Annotated in this window: 21 protein-coding genes; 18 read left to right on the top strand and 3 right to left on the bottom strand. The window is 68.9% G+C overall.

Annotated features, from left to right (window positions below; translation table 11 throughout):
- Positions 1–265: 265 nt before the first annotated feature.
- Positions 266–1,300, bottom strand: coding sequence for an HTH-type transcriptional regulator GntR (gene gntR, locus HFL01S_RS08080; RefSeq protein WP_066257157.1), 1,035 nt, complete (start codon positions 1,298–1,300; stop codon positions 266–268).
- A gap of 149 nt (positions 1,301–1,449) precedes the next feature.
- On the opposite strand from gntR, the gene HFL01S_RS08085 reads away from it, so the two are divergent.
- From HFL01S_RS08085 to creC, 8 genes are all read left to right on the top strand, one after another.
- The gene (locus HFL01S_RS08085) at positions 1,450–1,977 is read left to right on the top strand and encodes a gluconokinase (RefSeq protein WP_245644757.1); all 528 of its coding nucleotides are present in this window, start codon (positions 1,450–1,452) and stop codon (positions 1,975–1,977) included.
- Positions 1,974–2,480 carry a TRAP transporter small permease gene (locus HFL01S_RS08090; RefSeq protein WP_066257159.1) on the top strand — a complete coding sequence of 169 codons (507 nt, stop codon included), beginning with the start codon at positions 1,974–1,976 and terminating at the stop codon, positions 2,478–2,480. The genes HFL01S_RS08085 and HFL01S_RS08090 overlap by 4 nt, the downstream gene beginning before the upstream one ends.
- A 4-nt stretch (positions 2,481–2,484) precedes the next feature.
- Positions 2,485–3,777 carry a TRAP transporter large permease gene (locus HFL01S_RS08095; RefSeq protein ID WP_066257163.1) on the top strand — a complete coding sequence of 431 codons (1,293 nt, stop codon included), beginning with the start codon at positions 2,485–2,487 and terminating at the stop codon, positions 3,775–3,777.
- Positions 3,778–3,814: 37 nt separating this feature from the next.
- The gene (locus HFL01S_RS08100) at positions 3,815–4,828 is read left to right on the top strand and encodes a TRAP transporter substrate-binding protein (RefSeq protein ID WP_066150652.1); all 1,014 of its coding nucleotides are present in this window, start codon (positions 3,815–3,817) and stop codon (positions 4,826–4,828) included.
- Between the two features lie 118 nt (positions 4,829–4,946).
- Positions 4,947–5,795, top strand: coding sequence for a shikimate dehydrogenase (aroE, locus tag HFL01S_RS08105; RefSeq protein ID WP_066257165.1), 849 nt, complete (start codon positions 4,947–4,949; stop codon positions 5,793–5,795).
- 72 nt (positions 5,796–5,867) lie between these two features.
- Positions 5,868–6,227, top strand: a complete 360-nt coding sequence (locus tag HFL01S_RS08110; RefSeq protein WP_066257401.1) for a DUF1801 domain-containing protein — start codon at positions 5,868–5,870, stop codon at positions 6,225–6,227.
- Positions 6,228–6,292: 65 nt separating this feature from the next.
- A complete protein-coding gene (gene creB, locus HFL01S_RS08115) occupies positions 6,293–6,994 on the top strand; it encodes a two-component system response regulator CreB (RefSeq protein ID WP_066257166.1) in 702 nt (233 codons plus the stop codon).
- A 32-nt stretch (positions 6,995–7,026) separates the two neighbouring features.
- Positions 7,027–8,466 (top strand): two-component system sensor histidine kinase CreC, encoded by a 1,440-nt coding sequence (creC, locus tag HFL01S_RS08120; RefSeq protein WP_066257169.1) that lies wholly within the window; start codon positions 7,027–7,029, stop codon positions 8,464–8,466.
- Positions 8,467–8,478: 12 nt separating this feature from the next.
- Here creC and HFL01S_RS08125 read toward each other — a convergent pair whose 3' ends face one another.
- Entirely contained in the window at positions 8,479–9,030 is a 552-nt protein-coding gene (locus HFL01S_RS08125) for a PaaI family thioesterase (protein WP_066257171.1), read from the bottom strand.
- Between the two features lie 52 nt (positions 9,031–9,082).
- On the opposite strand from HFL01S_RS08125, the gene HFL01S_RS08130 reads away from it, so the two are divergent.
- From HFL01S_RS08130 to HFL01S_RS08145, 4 genes are all read left to right on the top strand, one after another.
- Complete coding sequence (locus tag HFL01S_RS08130; RefSeq protein WP_066257175.1) at positions 9,083–9,553, top strand: MarR family winged helix-turn-helix transcriptional regulator; 471 nt, start codon at positions 9,083–9,085, stop codon at positions 9,551–9,553.
- Positions 9,546–10,907 (top strand): MATE family efflux transporter, encoded by a 1,362-nt coding sequence (locus HFL01S_RS08135; RefSeq protein WP_066257178.1) that lies wholly within the window; start codon positions 9,546–9,548, stop codon positions 10,905–10,907. The genes HFL01S_RS08130 and HFL01S_RS08135 overlap by 8 nt, the downstream gene beginning before the upstream one ends.
- 87 nt (positions 10,908–10,994) lie before the next feature.
- Positions 10,995–12,359 carry a cell envelope integrity protein CreD gene (gene creD, locus HFL01S_RS08140; RefSeq protein ID WP_066257180.1) on the top strand — a complete coding sequence of 455 codons (1,365 nt, stop codon included), beginning with the start codon at positions 10,995–10,997 and terminating at the stop codon, positions 12,357–12,359.
- A gap of 13 nt (positions 12,360–12,372) precedes the next feature.
- A complete protein-coding gene (locus HFL01S_RS08145) occupies positions 12,373–13,047 on the top strand; it encodes a metal-dependent hydrolase (protein WP_066257184.1) in 675 nt (224 codons plus the stop codon).
- Between the two features lie 12 nt (positions 13,048–13,059).
- On the opposite strand, the gene HFL01S_RS08150 is transcribed toward HFL01S_RS08145, so the two are convergent.
- Positions 13,060–13,557: an Lrp/AsnC family transcriptional regulator gene (locus HFL01S_RS08150; RefSeq protein WP_066257186.1), complete on the bottom strand. Its 498-nt coding sequence runs from the start codon at positions 13,555–13,557 to the stop codon at positions 13,060–13,062.
- Positions 13,558–13,673: 116 nt separating this feature from the next.
- On the opposite strand from HFL01S_RS08150, the gene HFL01S_RS08155 reads away from it, so the two are divergent.
- From HFL01S_RS08155 to HFL01S_RS08180, 6 genes are all read left to right on the top strand, one after another.
- On the top strand, positions 13,674–13,982 hold the full coding sequence (locus HFL01S_RS08155) for a 4a-hydroxytetrahydrobiopterin dehydratase (RefSeq protein ID WP_066257189.1): 309 nt from the start codon (positions 13,674–13,676) through the stop codon (positions 13,980–13,982).
- Position 13,983: 1 nt separating this feature from the next.
- On the top strand, positions 13,984–14,865 hold the full coding sequence (phhA, locus tag HFL01S_RS08160) for a phenylalanine 4-monooxygenase (RefSeq protein WP_066257191.1): 882 nt from the start codon (positions 13,984–13,986) through the stop codon (positions 14,863–14,865).
- 142 nt (positions 14,866–15,007) lie between these two features.
- Positions 15,008–15,928, top strand: coding sequence for a transketolase (locus HFL01S_RS08165; protein ID WP_084383156.1), 921 nt, complete (start codon positions 15,008–15,010; stop codon positions 15,926–15,928).
- A complete protein-coding gene (locus HFL01S_RS08170) occupies positions 15,925–16,875 on the top strand; it encodes a transketolase family protein (protein WP_066257195.1) in 951 nt (316 codons plus the stop codon). The genes HFL01S_RS08165 and HFL01S_RS08170 overlap by 4 nt, the downstream gene beginning before the upstream one ends.
- Before the next feature lie 15 nt (positions 16,876–16,890).
- Positions 16,891–18,366, top strand: coding sequence for an FGGY family carbohydrate kinase (locus tag HFL01S_RS08175; RefSeq protein WP_218008616.1), 1,476 nt, complete (start codon positions 16,891–16,893; stop codon positions 18,364–18,366).
- Between the two features lie 19 nt (positions 18,367–18,385).
- Positions 18,386–19,408 carry an ABC transporter permease gene (locus HFL01S_RS08180; RefSeq protein ID WP_245644758.1) on the top strand — a complete coding sequence of 341 codons (1,023 nt, stop codon included), beginning with the start codon at positions 18,386–18,388 and terminating at the stop codon, positions 19,406–19,408.
- Positions 19,409–19,418: the final 10 nt, after the last annotated feature.

Consider the following 19,418-nt stretch of genomic DNA (forward strand, 5'->3'; position numbering starts at 1 on the left):
GGCCAGCAGGCCAGCGGCGAACACAGTGGCAAGGCGGAATTTCACAGGTTGTCTCCTGAGGTGGGTGGTGGCGTTCGTCTGGGTTCAACGGTGTCTGAAACCGTGAGGCGGATTCTGGGCACCTTCTGGCCCGCGGTTTGTACAAAAACCGGCCAAATATGTACTTGCTTGCGCTATTGGGCTGGGATTAACCCTAGGTGCCGGCAAAAAGTATGTGCCACCCGCAAAAGGGTACTTCGCGGGTGCAGCAAGGTATCGAAAAGGCTCAGGTGGAGGCGCGCAGCTGCAACTCGAAACCCAGGTCCACCGAGTGCCGGGCGGGTGTGTCGCCGCGCATCAGGCTCAGCAGCATCTGCGCGCTGGCCTCGCCGATGGCGCCGCGCGGCGTCGCCACGGTGGTCAGCGGCGGCAGCATCTGGTCGCTGCCCGAGAGGTCGTTGAAGCCCGCCACCGCCAGCCGCTGCGGCACGGCCACGCCCAGGCGCAGCGCAGCCAGCAGCCCGCCCTGGGCCAGGTCGTCGTTGCAGAAGAAGACGGCGTCGCAGCCGGGCTGCTCTTGCAGCAGCCGTTCCAGCAGTTCGCCGCCCAGCGCCATCGACGAGGGCCGCGGGTCCAGCCGTTCCAGCGCCGGGTCGTACAGGCCCTCGGCCTGCAGTGCGCGGCGGTAGCCCTCGGCGCGCTGCAGGGTGCGCGGGTCCAGCTGGGCGGCCACGAAGGCGATGCGCCGGCGGCCGCGCGCCAGCAGGTGGCGGGTGATGGCCTCGCCCGCGTCGCGCTGCGAGAAACCCACGCAGTACTGCGCCGGGTCGGTGGACAGTTCCATCAGGTGCACGCAGGGCACGCCGCTGTGCGCCATCAGTTCGCGCGTGGCTGCGTTCTGGTCGATGCCGGTCACCAGCAGGCCGGCGGGCCGGTGCTGCAGCTGCTCGCGCAGCAGCTGTTCTTCTTCGTCGGGGCTGTAGTGGGTGATGCCGATCAGCGTCTGGTAGCCGGCGGGGCGCAGCGTGCGCTGCACCGCCTCCAGCAGGTCGACGAACAGGGCGTTGGAGAGCATCGGAATCAGCACCGCCACGTGCGAGCCGTGGCGCGAGGCGAGGGCGCGCGCCGCGGGGTCGGGCACGTAGCGCAGCTGCTGCGCCGCCTCCCGGACGCGCCCGGCCAGCACCGGGTCCACGGTGCGCTCGCCGCGCAGGGCGCGCGAGACGGTGATCGGGCTCACACCCGCCAGCGCCGCGACGTCGGCCAGGGTCACCCGGCCGGTGGCGCGGGGGCGGGAAGGGGGTGGGGGCGCGGGAGGCATCAGGGTTTTTACGGGTGTCGGCCAGGGATCATAGCCCTAAGATAGCGCTATCTCAACGCGGCAGACCCCCTCGGAAACCCGATCTGCCCCACGCCCGGCCTGGCCACAGGCCGTTTTTTCTTCCTACAAAAGATAGCGCTATCTCAAAAATGAACACGGTTCAAAATGCGTCGCTGGTGATCATGGGCGTGGCCGGTTGCGGCAAGTCCAGCCTGGGCGCCGGTCTGGCCCAGCGCCTCGGGCTGCCGCTGATCGAAGGCGACGACCACCACAGCCCCGCGAGCCGGCAGAAGATGCGCGAAGGCATCGCCCTGACCGACGTCGACCGCGCCGGCTGGCTGGCAACCCTGGCCGACTTGCTGGCGCGCTCGCCCGGCGGCGTGGTGCTGACCTGCTCGGCCCTGCGGCGCGCCTACCGTGACCAGTTGCGCGCCGCGGCCCCGGGTCTGCGCTTCGTCTTCATCGACATCACGCCGGCGCTGGCCAGCGAACGCGTGGCCACGCGCTCGGCGCACTTCTTCAACACCGCGCTGGTGGACAGCCAGTTCGCCACCCTGGAATCGCCGGTGGGCGAGCCCGGCGTGCTGCGCGTCGACGCGGCCGAACCCCTGCCGCAGCTGCTGGACCAGGCCGCCGCCTGGGCCGCCGCCCCGTCCCCGAGCCAGGAGGCCGCATGAACACGTCCGACCAACCCAAGGCGCATCCCCTGCAGCGCGCGGCCCAGACCCTGATGGCCGCCTGCCTGGCGGTGATGGCCTGCTCCGTCTTCCTCAACGTGGTGCTGCGCTACGGCTTCGGCAGCGGCGTGGCCGCCAGCGAAGAACTCTCGCGCCTGCTGTTCGTCTGGATGGTGTTCCTCGGCGCCGCCGCGGCCTACCCGGCCGGCGAACACATGGCTTTCACCAGCCTGGTGGGCCTGCTGCGCCGCCGCCCGCTGGCCTTCAAGGCGGCCACGCTGCTGATCCGTCTGCTGGTGCTGCTGGCCTGCGTGCTGCTGGCGCGCGGCGCCTGGCAGCAGGTGGTGGTGGGCATGGACAGCCAATCGGTGGTGCTGAAGGTGCCGGCCGCGCTGCTGCCGCTGCCGGCGCTGCTGTGCGCCATCGCCATCGGCGCCATGGTGGTGTGGGAAATCATCAAGGCCAAACCGCTGGACCTCGGTCACGGCGTCGACGTGGAGTGATGTGATGACCGTCGAAGCCCAAGCCTTCATCGTCTTCGTGGTCGGCATGCTGGTGCTCATGGGCATCGGCATGAACATGGCCTTTGCCCTCTTGCTCACCGGCGCCGGCATGGCCTGGGTGATGGACTTTTTCGATACCCAGCTGCTGGCGCAGAACATGGTGGCGGGTGTGGACAGCTTCCCGCTGCTGGCCGTGCCTTTCTTCATCCTGGCCGGCGAGCTGATGAACAGCGGCGGCATCAGCCGGCGCATCATCGAAATGGCCCAGACCTGGGTCGGCCACATCCGCGGCGGCTTGGGCTTCGTGGCCATCGGCGCGGCCGTGCTGATGGCGTCCATGAGCGGCTCGGCCCTGGCCGACACCGCGGCGCTGGCCACCATCCTGCTGCCCATGATGCGCGAGCACGGCTACCCCATGCACCGCTCGGCCGGGCTGATCGCCTCGGGCGGCATCATCGCGCCCATCATCCCGCCGTCCATGCCGTTCATCATCTACGGCGTCACCACCAACACCTCCATCTCGGCGCTGTTCCTCTCGGGCATCGTGCCTGGCCTGATGATGGGCGCCGCGCTCATCGTCACCTGGAAGATCGTGCTCAAGGGCATGAATCTGCAGGACAACCCGCCGGTGCCGATGGCCGGCCGGCTGCGCGCCACGGCGCGCGCGTTCTGGGCGCTGCTGATGCCACTGATCATCATCGGCGGCATGAAGACGGGGGTGTTCACGCCCACCGAGGCCGCCGTGGTGGCCGCGTTCTACGCGCTCGTGGTGTCGCTGTTCATCCACCGCGAAATGAAGATCGGCCAGCTGCACGGGGTGCTGGTGCGCGCCGCCAAAACCACGGCGGTGGTGATGTTCCTCTGCGCCGGTGCCCAGGTGGCCAGTTACATGATCACCCTGGCCGACCTGCCCGGTGTGCTGGGCGGCTGGCTCGGCCCGCTGGTGGAGAACCCGCGCCTTCTGATGGCTGTGATGATGATCGTGCTCGTGCTCATCGGCACCGCGCTGGACCTCACACCCACCATCCTGATCTTCGCGCCGGTGATGCTGCCCATCGCCGTCAAGGCTGGCATCGACCCGGTGTACTTCGGCCTGATGTTCGTGCTCAACGGCGCCATCGGCCTCATCACGCCGCCCGTGGGCACCGTGCTCAACGTGGTGGCCGGCGTGGGCCGCCTGCCCATGCACCAGGTCATCAAGGGCGTGAACCCCTTCCTACTCAGCTACACGCTGGTGCTGGCCTTGTTTGTTTTGTTCCCGCAGATCGTCACCGCCCCCGTGGCGTGGATGCGCTGATCGCCATTTGTCTGTTTTTTCACCCAAGGAGACTGTCATGTCCATGTTCCGCCGCACCCTGATCGCCGCCACCGCCGTGGCCGCCTTCGCCGCCCCGTTTGCCAGCTTCGCGCAGGACATCAAGCCGCGCCTGATCCGCTTCGGTTACGGCCTCAACGAAGACTCCAACCAGGGCCGCGCCGTCAAGCTGTTCGCACAGGAAGTCGAGAAGGCCTCCGGCGGCAAGATGAAGGTGCGCGCCATCGGCGCCGCCGCGCTGGGCTCCGACGTGCAGATGCAGCAGGCCCTGATCGGCGGCGCGCAGGAAATGATGGTCGGCTCCACCGCCACCCTGGTGGGCATCACCAAGGAAATGGCGATCTGGGACACGCCCTTCCTGTTCAACAACGCCAAGGAAGCCGACACCGTGCTCGACGGCCCGGTGGGTCAGAAGGTGATGGACAAGCTGCAGGAAAAAGGCCTGGTCGGCCTGGTGTACTGGGAGAACGGTTTCCGCAACCTCACCAACAACAAGCAGCCCGTGGCCAAGCTGGAAGACCTCAACGGCATCAAGCTGCGTGTGATGCAGAACGACGTGTTCCTCAACAGCTTCAAGACCCTGGGCGCCAACGCCATCCCGCTGCCGTTCTCCGAGCTGTTCACCGCGCTGGAAACCAAGACCGTCGACGGCCAGGAGAACCCCTACAACACCATCCTGTCGAGCAAGTTCTACGAGGTGCAGAAGTACCTGACCGTGACCAACCACGTCTACAGCCCCTGGATCGTCACCGTGAGCAAGAAGTGGTGGGACGGCCTCTCGAAAGACGAGCAGAAGGTGCTGGCCGACGCCGCGAAGAAGAGCCGCGACTTCGAGCGCCAGGACACCCGCGCCGAAGCCGCCAAGGCCCTGGGCGACCTCAAGGCCAAGGGCATGCAGGTCAACGAACTCAGCCCGGCCGAAGCCAACCGCATGCGCGAGAAGCTGGGCGCCGTCAACGCCAGCATCGCCGCCAACGTGGGCGAGGCGCTGTGGAAGGACACGCAGGCTGCTGTGGCCGCTGCGCGCAAGTGATCTGAGCCCGCTGCCCGCATCGGCGCGGGCGTGTTTTGCACAAGCCGGCCTTGCCCAAGGTCGGCTTTTTTGTTTTCATGGGCCTCTTTCACGAGCCCAGGCTCCGCAGGGACACGCCATGAACTTCCTCCACACGCTCACCGGCTCCTTCGCCCAGCCCGCCGCCGAGAACCCGACGGTCGCCATGATCGAGGCCGCCTACCGGCACCACGGCATGGAATGGCGCTACGTCAACTGCGAGGTGCCGCCCGAGAAGCTGGCCGACGCGGTGCGCGGCGCCCGCGCCATGGGCTGGGCCGGCTTCAACTGCTCGCTGCCGCACAAGGTGACCGTGATCGAGCACCTGGATGGCCTGGCGCCGTCGGCGCAGATCATCGGCGCGGTCAACACCGTGGTGCTGCGGGACGGCCTGCTGGTGGGCGAGAACACCGACGGCCAGGGCTTCGTCGAAGCGCTGCGCCCGGTCTGCACCATCGAAGGCCAGCTCGTGCTGCTGTTCGGCGCCGGTGGCGCGGCGCGGGCGGTGGCGGTGGAACTGGCGCTGGCCGGCGCGGCCCACATCACCGTGGTCAACCGGGGTCGGCTGCGCGGCCAGGAGCTGGCCGATCTGGTCGCCGAAAAGACCGGCGCCACCGCCGAATACCAGCACTGGCAGCCTGCCATGCCGGTGCCCGCCGGCACCGGCATCGTGGTCAACGCCACCTCCATCGGCCTTTTCCCAAATGTGGACGACCAGCTCGACATCGACTGGAGCACCCTGCGCCCCGGCATGGTGGTGGCCGACGCCATCCCCAACCCGCCGCGCACCCACCTCATCCGCACCGCCGAAGCCGCCGGCTGCACCGTGCTCGACGGCCTGGGCATGCTGGTCAATCAGGGCGCAGTGGCGATCCGGCTGTGGAGCGGGGTGGATGTGGACCGGGGGGTGATGCGCAGGGAGCTGGAATCCATCTTCAACACGGCCTGAGCGTCCCTGCTGACACCACGTTGTCAGTGGCCTGCCGTAGGCTTGCGGCTTCTTCCGCACATCCCTTTCACCATGAATCCGCCCCGAGTCCAGACCTTGCTCAATGACATCCGCTTCACCAGCGAGGCGCACTTCCTGCTCGTCTCGCGGTTGCGTGAGCTGATCCAGAAGACCGTGCCCGGCGCGACCGACGAAGTCAAATACGGCGGCTTCCTGTTCTCGGCCGATGTGCCGTTCTGCGGCGTGTTTGCTTACAGCGCCCACGTGTCGCTGGAGTTTGGGCACGGAGCCGCCATGCCCGACCCGCACAAGGTCCTTCAGGGCTCAGGCAAGCTGCGTCGCCACATCAAGCTCGGCAGTGTGGACGACATCTCGGCCATGCATGTGGCGTTCTATCTTCCGCTTGCGCTGGAAGCTGCTCGGGGTGCCTGATCCGCGCGTGGGTGTGCCTCGCACGAGGCCTATGATCGCGGGCTGACGCACTCACCTAGGCCCACATGGCGCACCGCATCCTGCTGCTGGAAGACGAACAGGCGATCGCCGACACACTGCTCTACGCGCTGCGCAGCGAGGGCTTCGAGGTCACCCACGTCACGCTCGCGCGCGACGCGCTGGCAGCATTCGCGCAACAGCCTCCGGATCTCGCCATCCTCGACGTCGGCGTGCCCGACGGCAACGGCTTTGACGTGTGCCGCGCCATCCGCAAGACCAGCGAGTTGCCCATCGTCTTCCTGACCGCGCGCAGCGAGGAGATCGACCGTGTGCTCGGGCTGGAGCTGGGAGCGGACGACTACGTGAGCAAGCCGTTCTCGCCGCGCGAGGTCTGCGCGCGGGTCAAGGCGATCCTGCGGCGCACGGCCAACGGCAAGGCGGCGGAGCATGGCGCCGCGCTGCCGACGGCCGGCTCGGCCTCGCTGCGGCTGGGCGAAACCGCGCAGCGCATCGCCTGCGGCGGCGGCTACCTCGCGCTCACGCGCTACGAGTACCTGCTGCTGGCGACGCTGCTGCGCCGGCCCGGTCGCATCTTCTCGCGCGCCGAGCTGATGGACCTGGTCTGGGCCGACGCGCCCGACACGCTGGACCGCACGGTCGACGCCCACATCAAGCTGCTGCGCGCCAAGCTGCGCGAACGCGGCCTCTCGCCCGACCTGATCCAGACGCACCGGAACATGGGCTATTCGCTGCAGCTTTCCCCATAGGCTGACGTCGCACACACATATATAGACCCACGATGCGCATCGGCCTGCGTCTGCTGTTCGCTTTCTTCCTGGTGCTCGGCCTGGCGCTGTTTGTCGTGCTGCGCGTGTTCATCGAGGAGGTCAAGCCCGGCACGCGGCTGGCGATGGAGGACAGTCTGGTGGACGCGGCGAACGCGCTGGCGCTGGTGGCGGCACCCGATCTGAAGGCCGGCACCATCGCCAGTGGGTCGTTTGCGCAGGCGCTGTCGGCGCTGCCCTCGGTGGACCCGGGCGCGACCATCTGGGGCTTTCGCAAGTCGCGCATCGACTACCGCATCACCGTCACCGACGCGCGCGGCATCGTGGTGTTCGACAGCCGCGGGCAGGACCTGGGCAAGGACCATTCGCAGTGGAACGACGTGCTGCGCACGCTGCGCGGCGAGTATGGCGCGCGCTCCAGCGGCGAAAGCGCCTACGACGCCGACCGCACCGTGATGCACGTGGCGGCGCCGGTGACGGATGGCGCGCGGATCATCGGCGTGCTCACAGTCTCTCGCCCGAACCAGACGCTGGAGCCCTACATCCAACGCAGCCGCGACCGCATCCTCAACTGGTCCTGGGTGCTGCTGGGCTTGTCCCTGGCAATCGGCCTGCTGTTCACCTGGTGGATCGCCAGCTCGCTCTCGCGCCTGCGTGGGTATGCCAACGCGGTGGCGCGTGGCGAACGGGCCGAGCTGCCGCGCATGGGTCGGCTCTCGGGCAACACCGAGTTCGCCGACCTGGCGCAGGCGGTCGAGCGCATGCGCCTGAAGCTCGAAGACAAGGCCTATGTCGAGAACTACGTGCACACGCTGACGCACGAGCTCAAGAGCCCGCTGGCGGCGATCCGCGGCGCGGCCGAGCTGCTGCAGGAGCCCATGCCCGAGGCCGACCGCGAGCGTTTCGCGGGCAACATCCAGCGCCAGACCGAGCGCCTGCAGCAGCTGATCGACCGGCTGCTGGCGCTGGCCGATGTGGAGCAGCTGCGGCAGCTGCGCACGGTGGAGCCGGTGGACCTGTCGGCGCTCACGCGCGAGCTGCTGCACACGGCCGAGCCGACGCTGCGGCGCAAGGGCCTGCGGCTGCAGACCACGCTGGACGAGGGCGCCACGGTGCGCGGCGACCGCTTCCTGATCGCGCAGGCGCTGCAGAACCTGCTGGACAACGCCATCGACTTTTCACCGCAGGGCGGCGCGCTGGTGGTGGTTGCCAGGCGCCTGGACGGGCAGGTGGAATGGTCGGTGCGCGACGAGGGGCCGGGCGTGCCCGACTACGCGGCCGACAAGATTTTTGACCGCTTCTATTCGCTGCCGCGCGCCGACACGCACGAGAAAAGTTCGGGCCTGGGCCTGTGCCTCGTGAAGGAGGTCAGCGAGCTGCACGGTGGCACGCTTCGCATTGACAACGTGGCCGACCCGCGCGGCTGCCGTGCGAGCTGGACGCTGCCAGCCTGAATCGCAGGAGACTCAGCCCTTCGCGCGCGACGCGTCGAAGATGAAACAGGTGGTGGTGGCGTGGGCGTAGAGCTTGCCGTCGGGGCCGACGATGCGGGCTTCGGCGGTGGCCATCTGCCGGCCGCTGTGGATCACCTTGCCGATGGCGCGCAGCGGGCCGGACTTGTCGCTGGCCGAGCGCACGATGTTCAGGCCGAGTTCGGCGGTGGTGTAGCCGGTGCCGGCGGGCAGCTTGGTCTGCACCGCGCAGCCCAGAGCCGAGTCCAGCAGCGTGGCGTACCAGCCGCCGTGCACCGTGCCCAGCGGGTTGTAGTGCTTGAACTGCGGCGCGCCCTGGAACACCGCGTGGCCGTCGCCCACCTCGATCAGGTAGAAGCCCAGGGTCTCGCTGATGGGCGGGTAGGGCAGTTCCCCGCACAGCAGCGCCTGCATGATTTCCAGCCCGGTCTTGCCGGCGATCTGTTCCGGCGTTGAAACGCCGGCCCGGCCGCCACCGGCTTCGATGCGCTGCCGCGCGGCGGCTTCTTCCTGTTCCCAGCGCAGGCGGATGTTCTCGGTGTCCATGGTGTGTCCTCAAGACGGTTGCATATGCAATCATTGTAGATACAATCAAATCATGGCCGCAAGCACCTCCACCCAATCCCTGCCGCAAGGCTGCACCAACCTGAAGTTGCGTCAGTTCATGCGCCGCGTGGCCCAGTTCTACGACGCCGAGATGGCGCAGGTGGGGCTCAAGACCACGCAGTACTCGCTGCTGTCCTACGTCGACAAGCTGGGTCCGGTGCGTCCTGGCGAGCTGGCCGAGGGGCTGAAGATGGACGCGTCCACGCTCACGCGCAACCTGCGGCCGCTGGTCGACGCGGGCTGGGTGGTGGTGTCGGCGGGCGAGGACGCGCGCAGCCGCCTGGTGAACCTCACGCCCGCTGGCCGCGAGAAGCGCGCCGAGGCCAAGCGGCGCTGGAAGGTGGCCCAGCTGGGCATCAACCGGCGGCTCGGCGAGGACCAGGTGGTGGCGCTGCACGCGCTGATCGACGCGTCGATGGACAAGCTCGCTCCCGTGGCGGCCGGGGGCGAGGGCGATGAGTGAGCCCGGCGCCAAAGCGCCCAACCCCCTGCTGACCGCGCCCATCCTGCCGCTGCTGCTGAAGTTTGCGCTGCCCAACATGGTGGCGATGCTGGCGACCGCGCTGGCGGCGATCGCCGAGACCGCCTACGTCGGCCGCTTCGGCTCGCCCGCGCTGGCCGGCATGGCGCTGGTGTTTCCCTTCGTGATGTTCCAGATGATGCTGTCGGGCGGCGCCATGGGTGGCGGCGTCTCCTCGGCGGTGAGCCGCGCGCTGGGCGCGGGCGACGCCGTGCGGGCCAACGCGCTGGCGGTGCACGCGGTGTGGATCGCGCTGGCGGCCGGCGGGGTGTACATGGTGGCCATGCTCACGCTGGGTGAGGCCGTGCTGTCAGCGCTGGGCGGGCAGGGCGAGGCGCTGGCGCAGGCCATGGCCTATGGCAACGTCGCCTTCCTGGGCTCGGTGTTTGTCTGGCTGGTGAACACCCTGGCCTCGGTGAGCCGCGGCGCCGGCAACATGGCCGCGCCCTCGCTGACGCTGTTCGTGGTGGCGCTGCTGCAGGTGGCGCTGGGCGGCGCGCTCGGGCTGGGCTGGGGGCCGTGGCCGCCGCTGGGCATGGCGGGCGTCGCCGCGGGCGGTGTGATCGCCTACGGGGCGGGCGCGGCCTGGCTGTGGTGGACTCTCGCCTCAGGGCGGGCGCGCATATCGCTGAACATGCGCGGCACGCGTTTCGAGCGTGCTTTGTTCGCCGACATCCTGCGCGTCGGCGCGGTGGCCTGCATCTCGCCGCTGCAGACGGTGCTGACCATCCTCATCCTCACGCGGCTGGTGGCGCAGTTCGGCACCGACGCGCTGGCCGGCTACGGCATCGGCACGCGGCTCGAATTCCTGCTGGTACCGGTGGCGTTCGCCATCGGCGTGGCCTCGGTGCCGCTGGTGGGCATGGCGATTGGCGCCGGGCTGGTGGCCCGGGCGCGGCGCGCGGCCTGGACGGCGGCGGCTCTGGCCACCGCCGTGCTCGGCGGGCTGGGCCTGATCGTGACGCTGGCGCCCGACCTCTGGACCGGCCTGTTCTCGCAGGACCCGGCGGTGCTGGACGCCGCCGCGGGCTACTTCCGCTGGGCCGGCCCGGTCTATGGCCTGTTCGGTCTGGGCCTGTCGCTGTACTTCTCGTCGCTGGGCGCGGGCAAGGCCATTGGCCCGGTGCTGGCGGGCACGCTGCGGCTGGTGATGGTGGCCGGCGGCGGCCTGCTGCTGGCGCTGTGGCAGACGCCCACCTGGACCATCTTCGCGCTGCTGTCGGCGGGCATGGCGGTGTACGGCCTCAGCTCGGTGCTGTTCGTGCGCCTCACCCCGTGGGGAGTGGGGAAGGCCTGATCCGTTTCACATTCACTTCACACAGGCTGCGTGGGCGCCGCACAGCCGCTTTGAAGAATCGCTCCGTCCCAACACAAGGAGCGAGAAGTGAACCGATTTCCCCTGCTGAGCAAGACCGCCGTCATCGGCTTGCTGATGGTCCTGCTGCTGATTCCGCTGGCCATGGTGAGCGACCTGGTCCGCGAGCGCACCGAGCACCGCGAACACGCGCGCAGCGAGGTAGCCCGTGCCCACGCCGGCACCCAGACCCTCACCGGCCCCGTGCTGCACGTGCCCTACACCGAGACGTTCACCCGCAAGGTGGTGGTCGACGTGGCGCGCAACATCGAGCGCGAAGAGACGGTTAAGGAACACCGCGTGGCCACGGTGTTTCCGCAGACGATGGACACGCGCAGTCGCCTGACGACCGAGGTGCGCTGGCGCGGCGTGTTTCCGGTCACGGTCTACAACAGCCGCCACGACAGCGCCGGGCGTTTCGTCTGGAAGGACGTGGCGCCGCGCGAGAAGGGTGGCAAGATCGCGCTGGGCCAGCCCTGGCTGAACTTCGGCGTGAGCGACCTGCGCGGCCTGCAAGGCCAGCCCGAACTGAAGCTCGCGGGCCAGGCCCTGACCGTCACCGCAGCGCCCGCCGATGCGGACCTGCCTCTGCCCCTGGCCGCCGCCCTCGGCGCCGAGCTGCTGCAGCCCGGTGCGACGCTGGACTTCACGCTGGGCATGGACCTGGCCGGCACAGGGCAGATCGGCTTCGTGCCGCTGGCCGATGACAACAGACTCAGCCTGGTCTCGGCCTGGCCGCATCCCACCTTCGGCGGCGACTTCCTGCCGCGCCAGCGCACGGTGAACGCCGACGGCTTCGAGGCGCACTGGAGCGTGCCCGCGCTCTCCACCCAGGCGCAGCAGCAGTTCCTGTCGCAAGGCAAGGAGCGCGTGGCGCTGGACAGTTTCTCGGTCTCGCTGGGCAACCCGGTCGACGTCTACCGCCTGACCGAGCGCGCCACCAAGTACGGCCTGATGTTCATCGTGCTCACCTTCGCGGCCTTCTTCGTGCTGGAGATGGTCAAACGCTGGCGCATCCACCCCATGCAGTACCTGATGATCGGCGCGGCCCTGGTGCTGTTCTTCCTGCTGCTGCTCTCGCTGTCGGAACAGCTGGGCTTCTTCACCGCCTACCTGGCCGCCAGCGCTGGCTGCATCGCGCTGCTGACGCGCTACCTGCGCCACGTGCTGGGCGGCTGGCGGCCGGCGCTGGGCATCAGCGGCCTGCTGGTGGCGCTCTATGGCGTGCTCTACGGCATCCTGCAGTCGGAGGACAACGCGCTGGTGATGGGCTCGCTGCTGCTGTTCGGTGTGCTGGCCGCGGTGATGGTCGCCACCCGCAAGATCGACTGGTACAACGTGATGGGTTCTGGGCCGGCGCGGACAGGCCCGGAGCTTGAATCCGCCCCCACCTGAGGCCCGGGCTCCCATGGCAACGTATCTGCACTTTGCCCCCGCGGTCGCGCTGGCCGTGGCGTTGGGGCCGCGCCGGGTGGGCTGGCGGCTGATGGTCGCGGGCGCCTTGTGTGGCGTCATGCCCGACCTCGACTTTGTCTCGGTCACGATGGGTTTTGACCGCTACAGCGGCACCTATGGCCACCGGGGCTTCACCCATTCGCTGGGCTTCGCGCTGCTGATTGGCCTGCTGGGTGCGCTGTGGCCTGCGGACGGCTGGCGACGTCGGGTCGGGCGCGGCGCCTTCCTCGCGCTGTGCACCGCGTCGCACCCGCTGCTCGACAGCCTGTTCGACGTGGGTATCTGCAGTGCCTGGCTCTGGCCGCTGGACGGCGCGCGGCATTGCCTGGACTGGCGGCCCGTACCGATGCAAGGCGTCGCGCTGTTCGGTGAGGAGCGCTTCCTGCTGGAGCTGCAGTGGATCGGCGTGCCGCTGCTGGTGCTGGCGAACGTGGGCATGCTGCTGCGGCACCTCGGGGCGCGCTGGACCGGATGGGCCAGGCGCAGCACCCCGCGCCCGGTCCCTGTCCCGGCGCCGCTGACGACCACCGCAGAAGCCCAGGGGCCGCGCGCGCGCCGCCGGCAGCGGGTGCGCTACATGAATGCCGTGGCGCTGGCCTGGATGGGGCGGCGGGCACAACGGCTCTGAGCAGACCCCGGCTCACTCCAGCGGCAGCGCGCCGGTGCACTTGAGCTCGTTCAGGCAGATGCTGGAGCGCACGCCGCTGACGCCGGGCTGCTGCGCCAGCGTGCCGAGCAGGAAGTCGGACAGGCCCTTGAGATCGTGTGCGACCACCTTGCAGACGTAGTCGAAATCGCCGGTCACCGCGTAGCACTCCAGCACCTGCGGCATCTTGCCGACGGTGCGCTGGAATTTCAGCACCTCCTTGTGCTGTCCGCGCTCCATCGAGATGTGCACGAAGGCGGTCACGCCCAGGCCCAGCCGGTCGGCGTCCAGCCGCGCCTCGTAGCGGCGGATCACGCCCATGGCCTCTAGCCGCCGGTGGCGCCGGTTGCACTGCGCCGGTGACAGGTGCACCAGGCCGGCCAGTTCCTGGTTGCTGATGCGGCCGTTGGCCTGCAGCGCGGCCAGGATGCGCCGGTCCAGACGGTCGAGGCTGGCGGCGTGCAAGGAATCCTTGCCGATGTCTTCGTTCATGAAAGGGTCTCTCGTGAAAGCGGGTGATCGTGGTCGCAAACGAGAGCAAATTGTCCGCCACACGGCGCAAACTGCACAGCCTGTGGGCCCCCAGAGCCCCATCACAAGGAGACACCATGACACCGCTGGACGCCGAGTCCCTGAAGCACCACCTCGCCGGCCTGCCCGGCTGGACCCACCACCCCGAGCGCGGCGCGATCTCGCGCAGCTTCCGCTTCGCCAACTTCGCTGAGGCCTTCGGTTTCATGGCCCAGATGGCAGCCGTCTCGGAGCGGCTGGACCACCACCCCGAGTGGTTCAACGTCTACAACCGCGTCGACGTCACGCTCACCACACACGACGCCGACGGCCTGTCCGAGCGCGACATCACCTGGGCCAAGGCCGCCGACGGCGCCTTTGCCGCGTTCCAGCGCAACGGGGGCTGACATGCTGGCCGAACCTGTTGCCGCCAAACACGGCCTGGCCGCTGGCGAGGCCGGCCGCCCCGCCAACGCCGACTGGACCATCGACCAGGGCTGGGACCACTACAGCGCCGCCGAACACGCGACCTGGAAGACCCTGTTCGAGCGCCAGACCAAGCTGCTGCCGGGACGCGCCTGCGATGCGTTCGTGCAGGGCATGAAGGACCTGCCCATCGGCGCGGACCAGATCCCGGATTTCCGGCGCCTGTCGGACGTGCTCATGCAGCGCACCGGCTGGCAGGTGGTGGCGGTGCCGGGCCTGGTGCCCGACGACGTGTTCTTCGAGCACTTGGCCAACCGCCGCTTTCCCGCGGGCCACTTCATCCGCAAGCCGCACGAGCTGGACTACCTCGAAGAACCCGATGTGTTCCACGACGTGTTCGGCCATGTGCCGATGCTGATGAACCCGGCCATTGCCGATTTCATCCAGGCCTACGGGCAGGGCGGCCTGCGCGCGCAGCAACTAGGCTGCCTGCCACAGCTGGCACGGGTCTACTGGTACACCATCGAGTTCGGACTGGTGCAGCAGCGCGATGGCCTGCGCATCTACGGCGCGGGCATCGCCTCGTCGTTCACCGAATCGGTGTTCTGCCTCGACAGCCCCTCGCCCAACCGCGTGCGCTTCGATCTGGAGCGCGTGATGCGCACGCACTACCGCATCGACGATTTCCAGGAGAGCTACTTCGTGATCCGCGATCTCGACGAACTGCTGGACTTCACGCGCGTCGACTTTGCGCCGCTGTACCAGCGCGCCCTGAACGCCCGCGAACTGCAGCCCGGCGAACTGCTGCCGGACGACGTGCTGTTCCAGCGCGGCGATGGCAGCTACCACCGCGGCCAGAGCTGATTCCCTGCAGCCACCCGGCTGCATCCAGCCACTTCATCGACGGCGCCCGAGGGCGCCGTTTTTGTTTCCTAGGGGAAACCCCGATGACTCTCCGGTGGTGTGCGGCATACACTTTTGATCATTGAGTCACATGTGAATAAATATGCAAATCACTTCTGAATCTCCTTCCGGCGCGGCAGCCCCCCTGTCTGTCGACGCTGCGGCGGTGGCGCGCTGGAGAGAGCGCCGGCAAGCCGTTAGTGCCGCTCCCGCCGCCCACAAGCCCATGCTGCTGCAGGCCAGCAGCACCCATGTGCGCCGCCAGGTGTTGCAGACCATCCAGGGTGCAGGCCTCGGCCACGTGGGCGGCGATCTGTCGGTGACCGACGTGCTGGTGACCTTGTTCGACGCCGTGCTGTCCATCGACCCGGCGCAGCCCCAGTGGCCCGATCGCGACCGCTTCATCCTCAGCAAGGGCCACTGCGCCGCCGCCCTGTATTCGGTGCTGGCGCACAGCGGCTTCTTCCCGGAAGCGCGGCTGCAGCACTTCGCGGCGGCGCTGTCGCCCCTCAACGGCCATCCGAACCGCCGCAAGGTGCCTGGCGTGGAAACCAACACCGGTCCGCTGGGGCACGGGCTTCCCGTGGCGGTGGGCTGTGCCACCGGAGCGCGGCTGGCCGGCAAAGCCTGGCGCACCTATGTCGTGCTGGGCGACGGCGAACTGCAGGAAGGCAGCAACTGGGAGGCGGCCATGTACGCGGCGCAACGCGGGCTGGGCGGCCTGACGGCCATCGTCGACCGCAACCGCCTGCAGCAGGGGGCCACGACCGCGGACACCAACGATCTGGAGCCCCTGGCCGACAAGTGGACTTCGTTCGGCTGGGAAACCCATGTGGTCGACGGTCATTCGCACGCCGCGCTGCTGGAGGTGCTGCAGGCGGCGCCCGGCAGCCGCCCGCGCGCCGTGATCGCCAACACCGTCAAAGGCAAAGGCATTTCGTTCATGGAGAACGGCGTCGAGTGGCACCACAAGGTGCCGAGCGCCGAACAGCACGAAGCCGCATTGAAGGAGCTTGCAGCGTGAGCAAGGTAGACCACAGCAGCGGCTTCGATTGCCGCGTGGCGTTCGCCGACGAGCTGGCCTCGCTGGCGCGGGCAGATGCGCGTGTCGTCGCGGTGTGCAACGACTCGGTGGGGTCCAGCAACCTGGGCGCCTTCCGCAAGGAGTTTCCCGACCGCCTGATCAACGTCGGCATCGCCGAGCAGAACATGGTGGGCGTGGCGGCCGGGCTGGCCAACGCCGGCTTCCGTCCCTTTGTGTGCGCGGCCTCACCCTTTCTCACCGGTCGCGCCACCGAACAGATCAAGGCCGACGTGGCGTACTCCGACTTCCCGGTGGTGCTGTGCGGCATGAGCCCCGGCATGGCCTACGGCGAGCTAGGACCGACCCACCACTCGATCGAGGACCTGGCCTGGATGCGGGCCATCGACGACCTGCCCGTGATCGTGCCGGCCGACCCGGACGAGACCCGTGCGGTCATGCGCTGGGCCCTGGCGGCGGGGCGCCCCTGCTTCCTGCGCGTGGGCCGCACCAAGGTGCCGGCGGTCTCGCCCGACGGCGTCGTGTTCGAGCCGGGGCGTTCGGTCACGCTGCGGCAGGGCGAAGACGTGACCATTGTCGCCATCGGCACCATGGTGTCGCGGGCGCTGGAGGCGGCGCAGTTCCTGTCGGAGGGCGGCATCCGTGCCCGCGTGATCAACGCGGCCTCGGTCAAGCCCCTGGACGAGGAAACCCTTCTGGCGGCGGCGCGTGAAACGCACGGCATCGTGACGGTCGAAGAAGCCATCGTGCACGGCGGCCTGGGTTCGGCGGTGGCCGAACTGACCGCGCAGAGGCACCCGGTGCGCATGCGCATCCTGGGCGTGACGGGGTTCGCGCCCACCGGGTCGGCCCAGATGCTGTTTGAACACTTCGGTCTCACGGCACCGCACATCGCGCGCGCCGCCATGGACCTGCTTGAGGCGCGCTGAGCGGCGGTGATGGACATGAACCACGTCCTGGCGATCGATCAAGGCACCAGCGCCACGAAGTGCGTGCTCGTGGATGCGCAAGGCCGCATCGTGGCCAAGGCCTCGGCGCCGCTGGGTGAACACTATCCGGCGCCGGGCTGGGTGGAGCAGGACCCGCTGGCGATCCGCGACAGTGTGTGCCGCGCCATCGGGCTCTGCCTGGACCAGGCACCACAGGCCCAGGTGTGTGCGGTGGGGCTGTCGACCCAGCGCGAGTCGGCGCTGCTCTGGGAGCGCGCCGGCCATTCGCCGGTGTCGCCCCTGCTGAGCTGGCAGGACCAGCGCACGGTCGATCTGCGGGACCGGCTGCACCGGTCCCAGGGCGATGCCCTGGTGCGTGAGCGTTCCGGCCTGCCGCTCGACCCGATGTTCTCGGCCCTGAAGATCCTCTGGTTGCTGGAACAGGATCCGTCGCTGGCGGCGCGTGCGGCCCGCGGCGAGCTGCTGGCCGGCACCGTGGACGCCTGGCTGATCGGCGATCTGGGGGGCGAAGCCACCATCGAGGTGGGCAACGCCTCGCGCACCCAGTTGCTGGATGTCCGCACCGGGACGTGGGACACCGACCTGCTGGCCTATTTCTCCATTCCTTCCGCCCTCATGCCCACGGTGGTGCCTTCGCTGCACCGGCGGCCGACGGCGGGGCGCTGGCACCCGCGGCTGGCCCAGGCGCCCGTGTGGGCGGTGATGGCCGATTCGCACGCCGCGCTGTACGCCCACGGCGTGCGCGCCCCCGGTGACGTCAAGGCCACCATGGGCACGGGCTCGTCGGTGATGGGCCTGGCCGCGTCGGCCGATGTGCGCAGCACCGAGGTGTGCCAGACCATCGCCTGGGACGAGGGCGACGGGCACCGGATGGCCCTCGAAGGCAACATCCGTTCGGCCGGCGCCACGCTCAAGTGGGCGGCCGAGCTGTTCGGCATCGACGTGGCGCAGGCGGCTGCGGAAGCGTCGGCCGCCTCCTGCGACGGGCTCTGGCTCGTACCCGGGTTCAGCGGCCTGGGCGCACCCTACTGGGACGCGCGGGCCGTGGGCCTGATCAGTGGCCTGACCCATTCGACCGGGCGCGCCCAGCTGCTGGCGGCGGCGCTCGATTCGATGGCGCACCAGGTCAGCGACGTGCTCGAAGCCATGGACCGCAGCGCCACACCGGTGCGCCGTCTCCTGCTGGACGGGGGCCCCTCTGCCAACCCGGTGTTGCGCAAACGCATTGCCGCCTACATCGAACGCCCTGTGCTGCACTGCACCGATCCCGAACTCTCGGCCCTCGGTGTCGCGCACATGGCCGGACTGGGCGCCGGTCTCTGGGACCGCGGGACGCTGGCGCAGCTGCCCAGGGCACAGATCCTGACCGACGCCCCGGCCAGCGCGGCTGACCATGTGCGCGCTGCGCGGGAAGGCTGGGCGCTGTCGGTGGCCCGCGCCCGGTTGCAGCCGTCCCCCCGCACCGCCTGAACGCCCTCCATTTCCTACCATGACCGAGCTCACCCTGTCCCGCGACACGGCCGCCATGAACAAGTCCTCCGACGCCTCCGCACCCGCCGACCGCCCCAACCAGGTCTCCTGGCAGGAGCGCCTGTCCGACTACATGCCCTTGCTCAGCCTGATCGTGCTGTGCCTGGTGTTCTCGATCACCACCGACACCTTCCTGACGGTGCGCAACCTGCTCAACGTGATCGACCAGCTCACCGTGCTGGGCATCATGGCGCTGGGCATGACGGCGGTCATCGTGATCGGCGGCATCGACCTGTCGGTCGGCTCCGTGCTGGCCATTTCCATGATGGTGATGGGCGCCCTGGCCAATGTGCTGGGGGTGCCGATGCCGCTGGCGATCGTCGCGGCCCTGGTGGTCGGTGCCGCCTGCGGCGCCTGCTCCGGCCTGCTGATCACCCGGGCCAACCTGCCGCCGTTCATCGCCACGCTGGCCGTGATGTCGATTGCCCGTGGCCTGGCCAACATGGTGACCGACGGCAGCCAGATCGTGGGCTACCCCGAGTGGTTCTCGGCGCTGTCGATCGAGCGCCACTTCGGGTTCATGTCGGTCACGGTGGCGCTGTTCCTGTTGCTCACGGCCGCGGCCGCGCTGTTCATGAAGTACCGGGCCGGTGGTCGCGCCCTGTACGCCATCGGAGGCGGGCACGAGGTGGCGCGGCTGGCCGGTATTCCGGTGCGGCGGATGACGCTGATGGTCTACACCGTGTGTGGCCTGCTGTCCGGGCTGGCCGGGGTCGTGATGTCGACCCGGCTGGACTCCTCGCAGCCCAGCGGCGGAATGGGATATGAGCTCGACACGATTGCGGCCGTGGTGATAGGCGGTGCCAGTCTGGCGGGCGGTGTGGGATCGATCTTCGGCACGCTGATGGGTGTGTTGACGATCGGTGTGTTGCGCAACGGGCTGAACCTGATGGGAACGTCTCCGTTCGTGCAGCAGATCGTGATTGGTGTCGTGATCGTGCTGGCCGTGATGGTCGACGCCAACAAGCGAAGGTCCCGTTGATTCCGCGTTC

It is taken from the genome of Hydrogenophaga flava NBRC 102514, assembly GCF_001571145.1.
Taxonomy (GTDB): Bacteria; Pseudomonadota; Gammaproteobacteria; order Burkholderiales; family Burkholderiaceae_C; genus Hydrogenophaga; species Hydrogenophaga flava.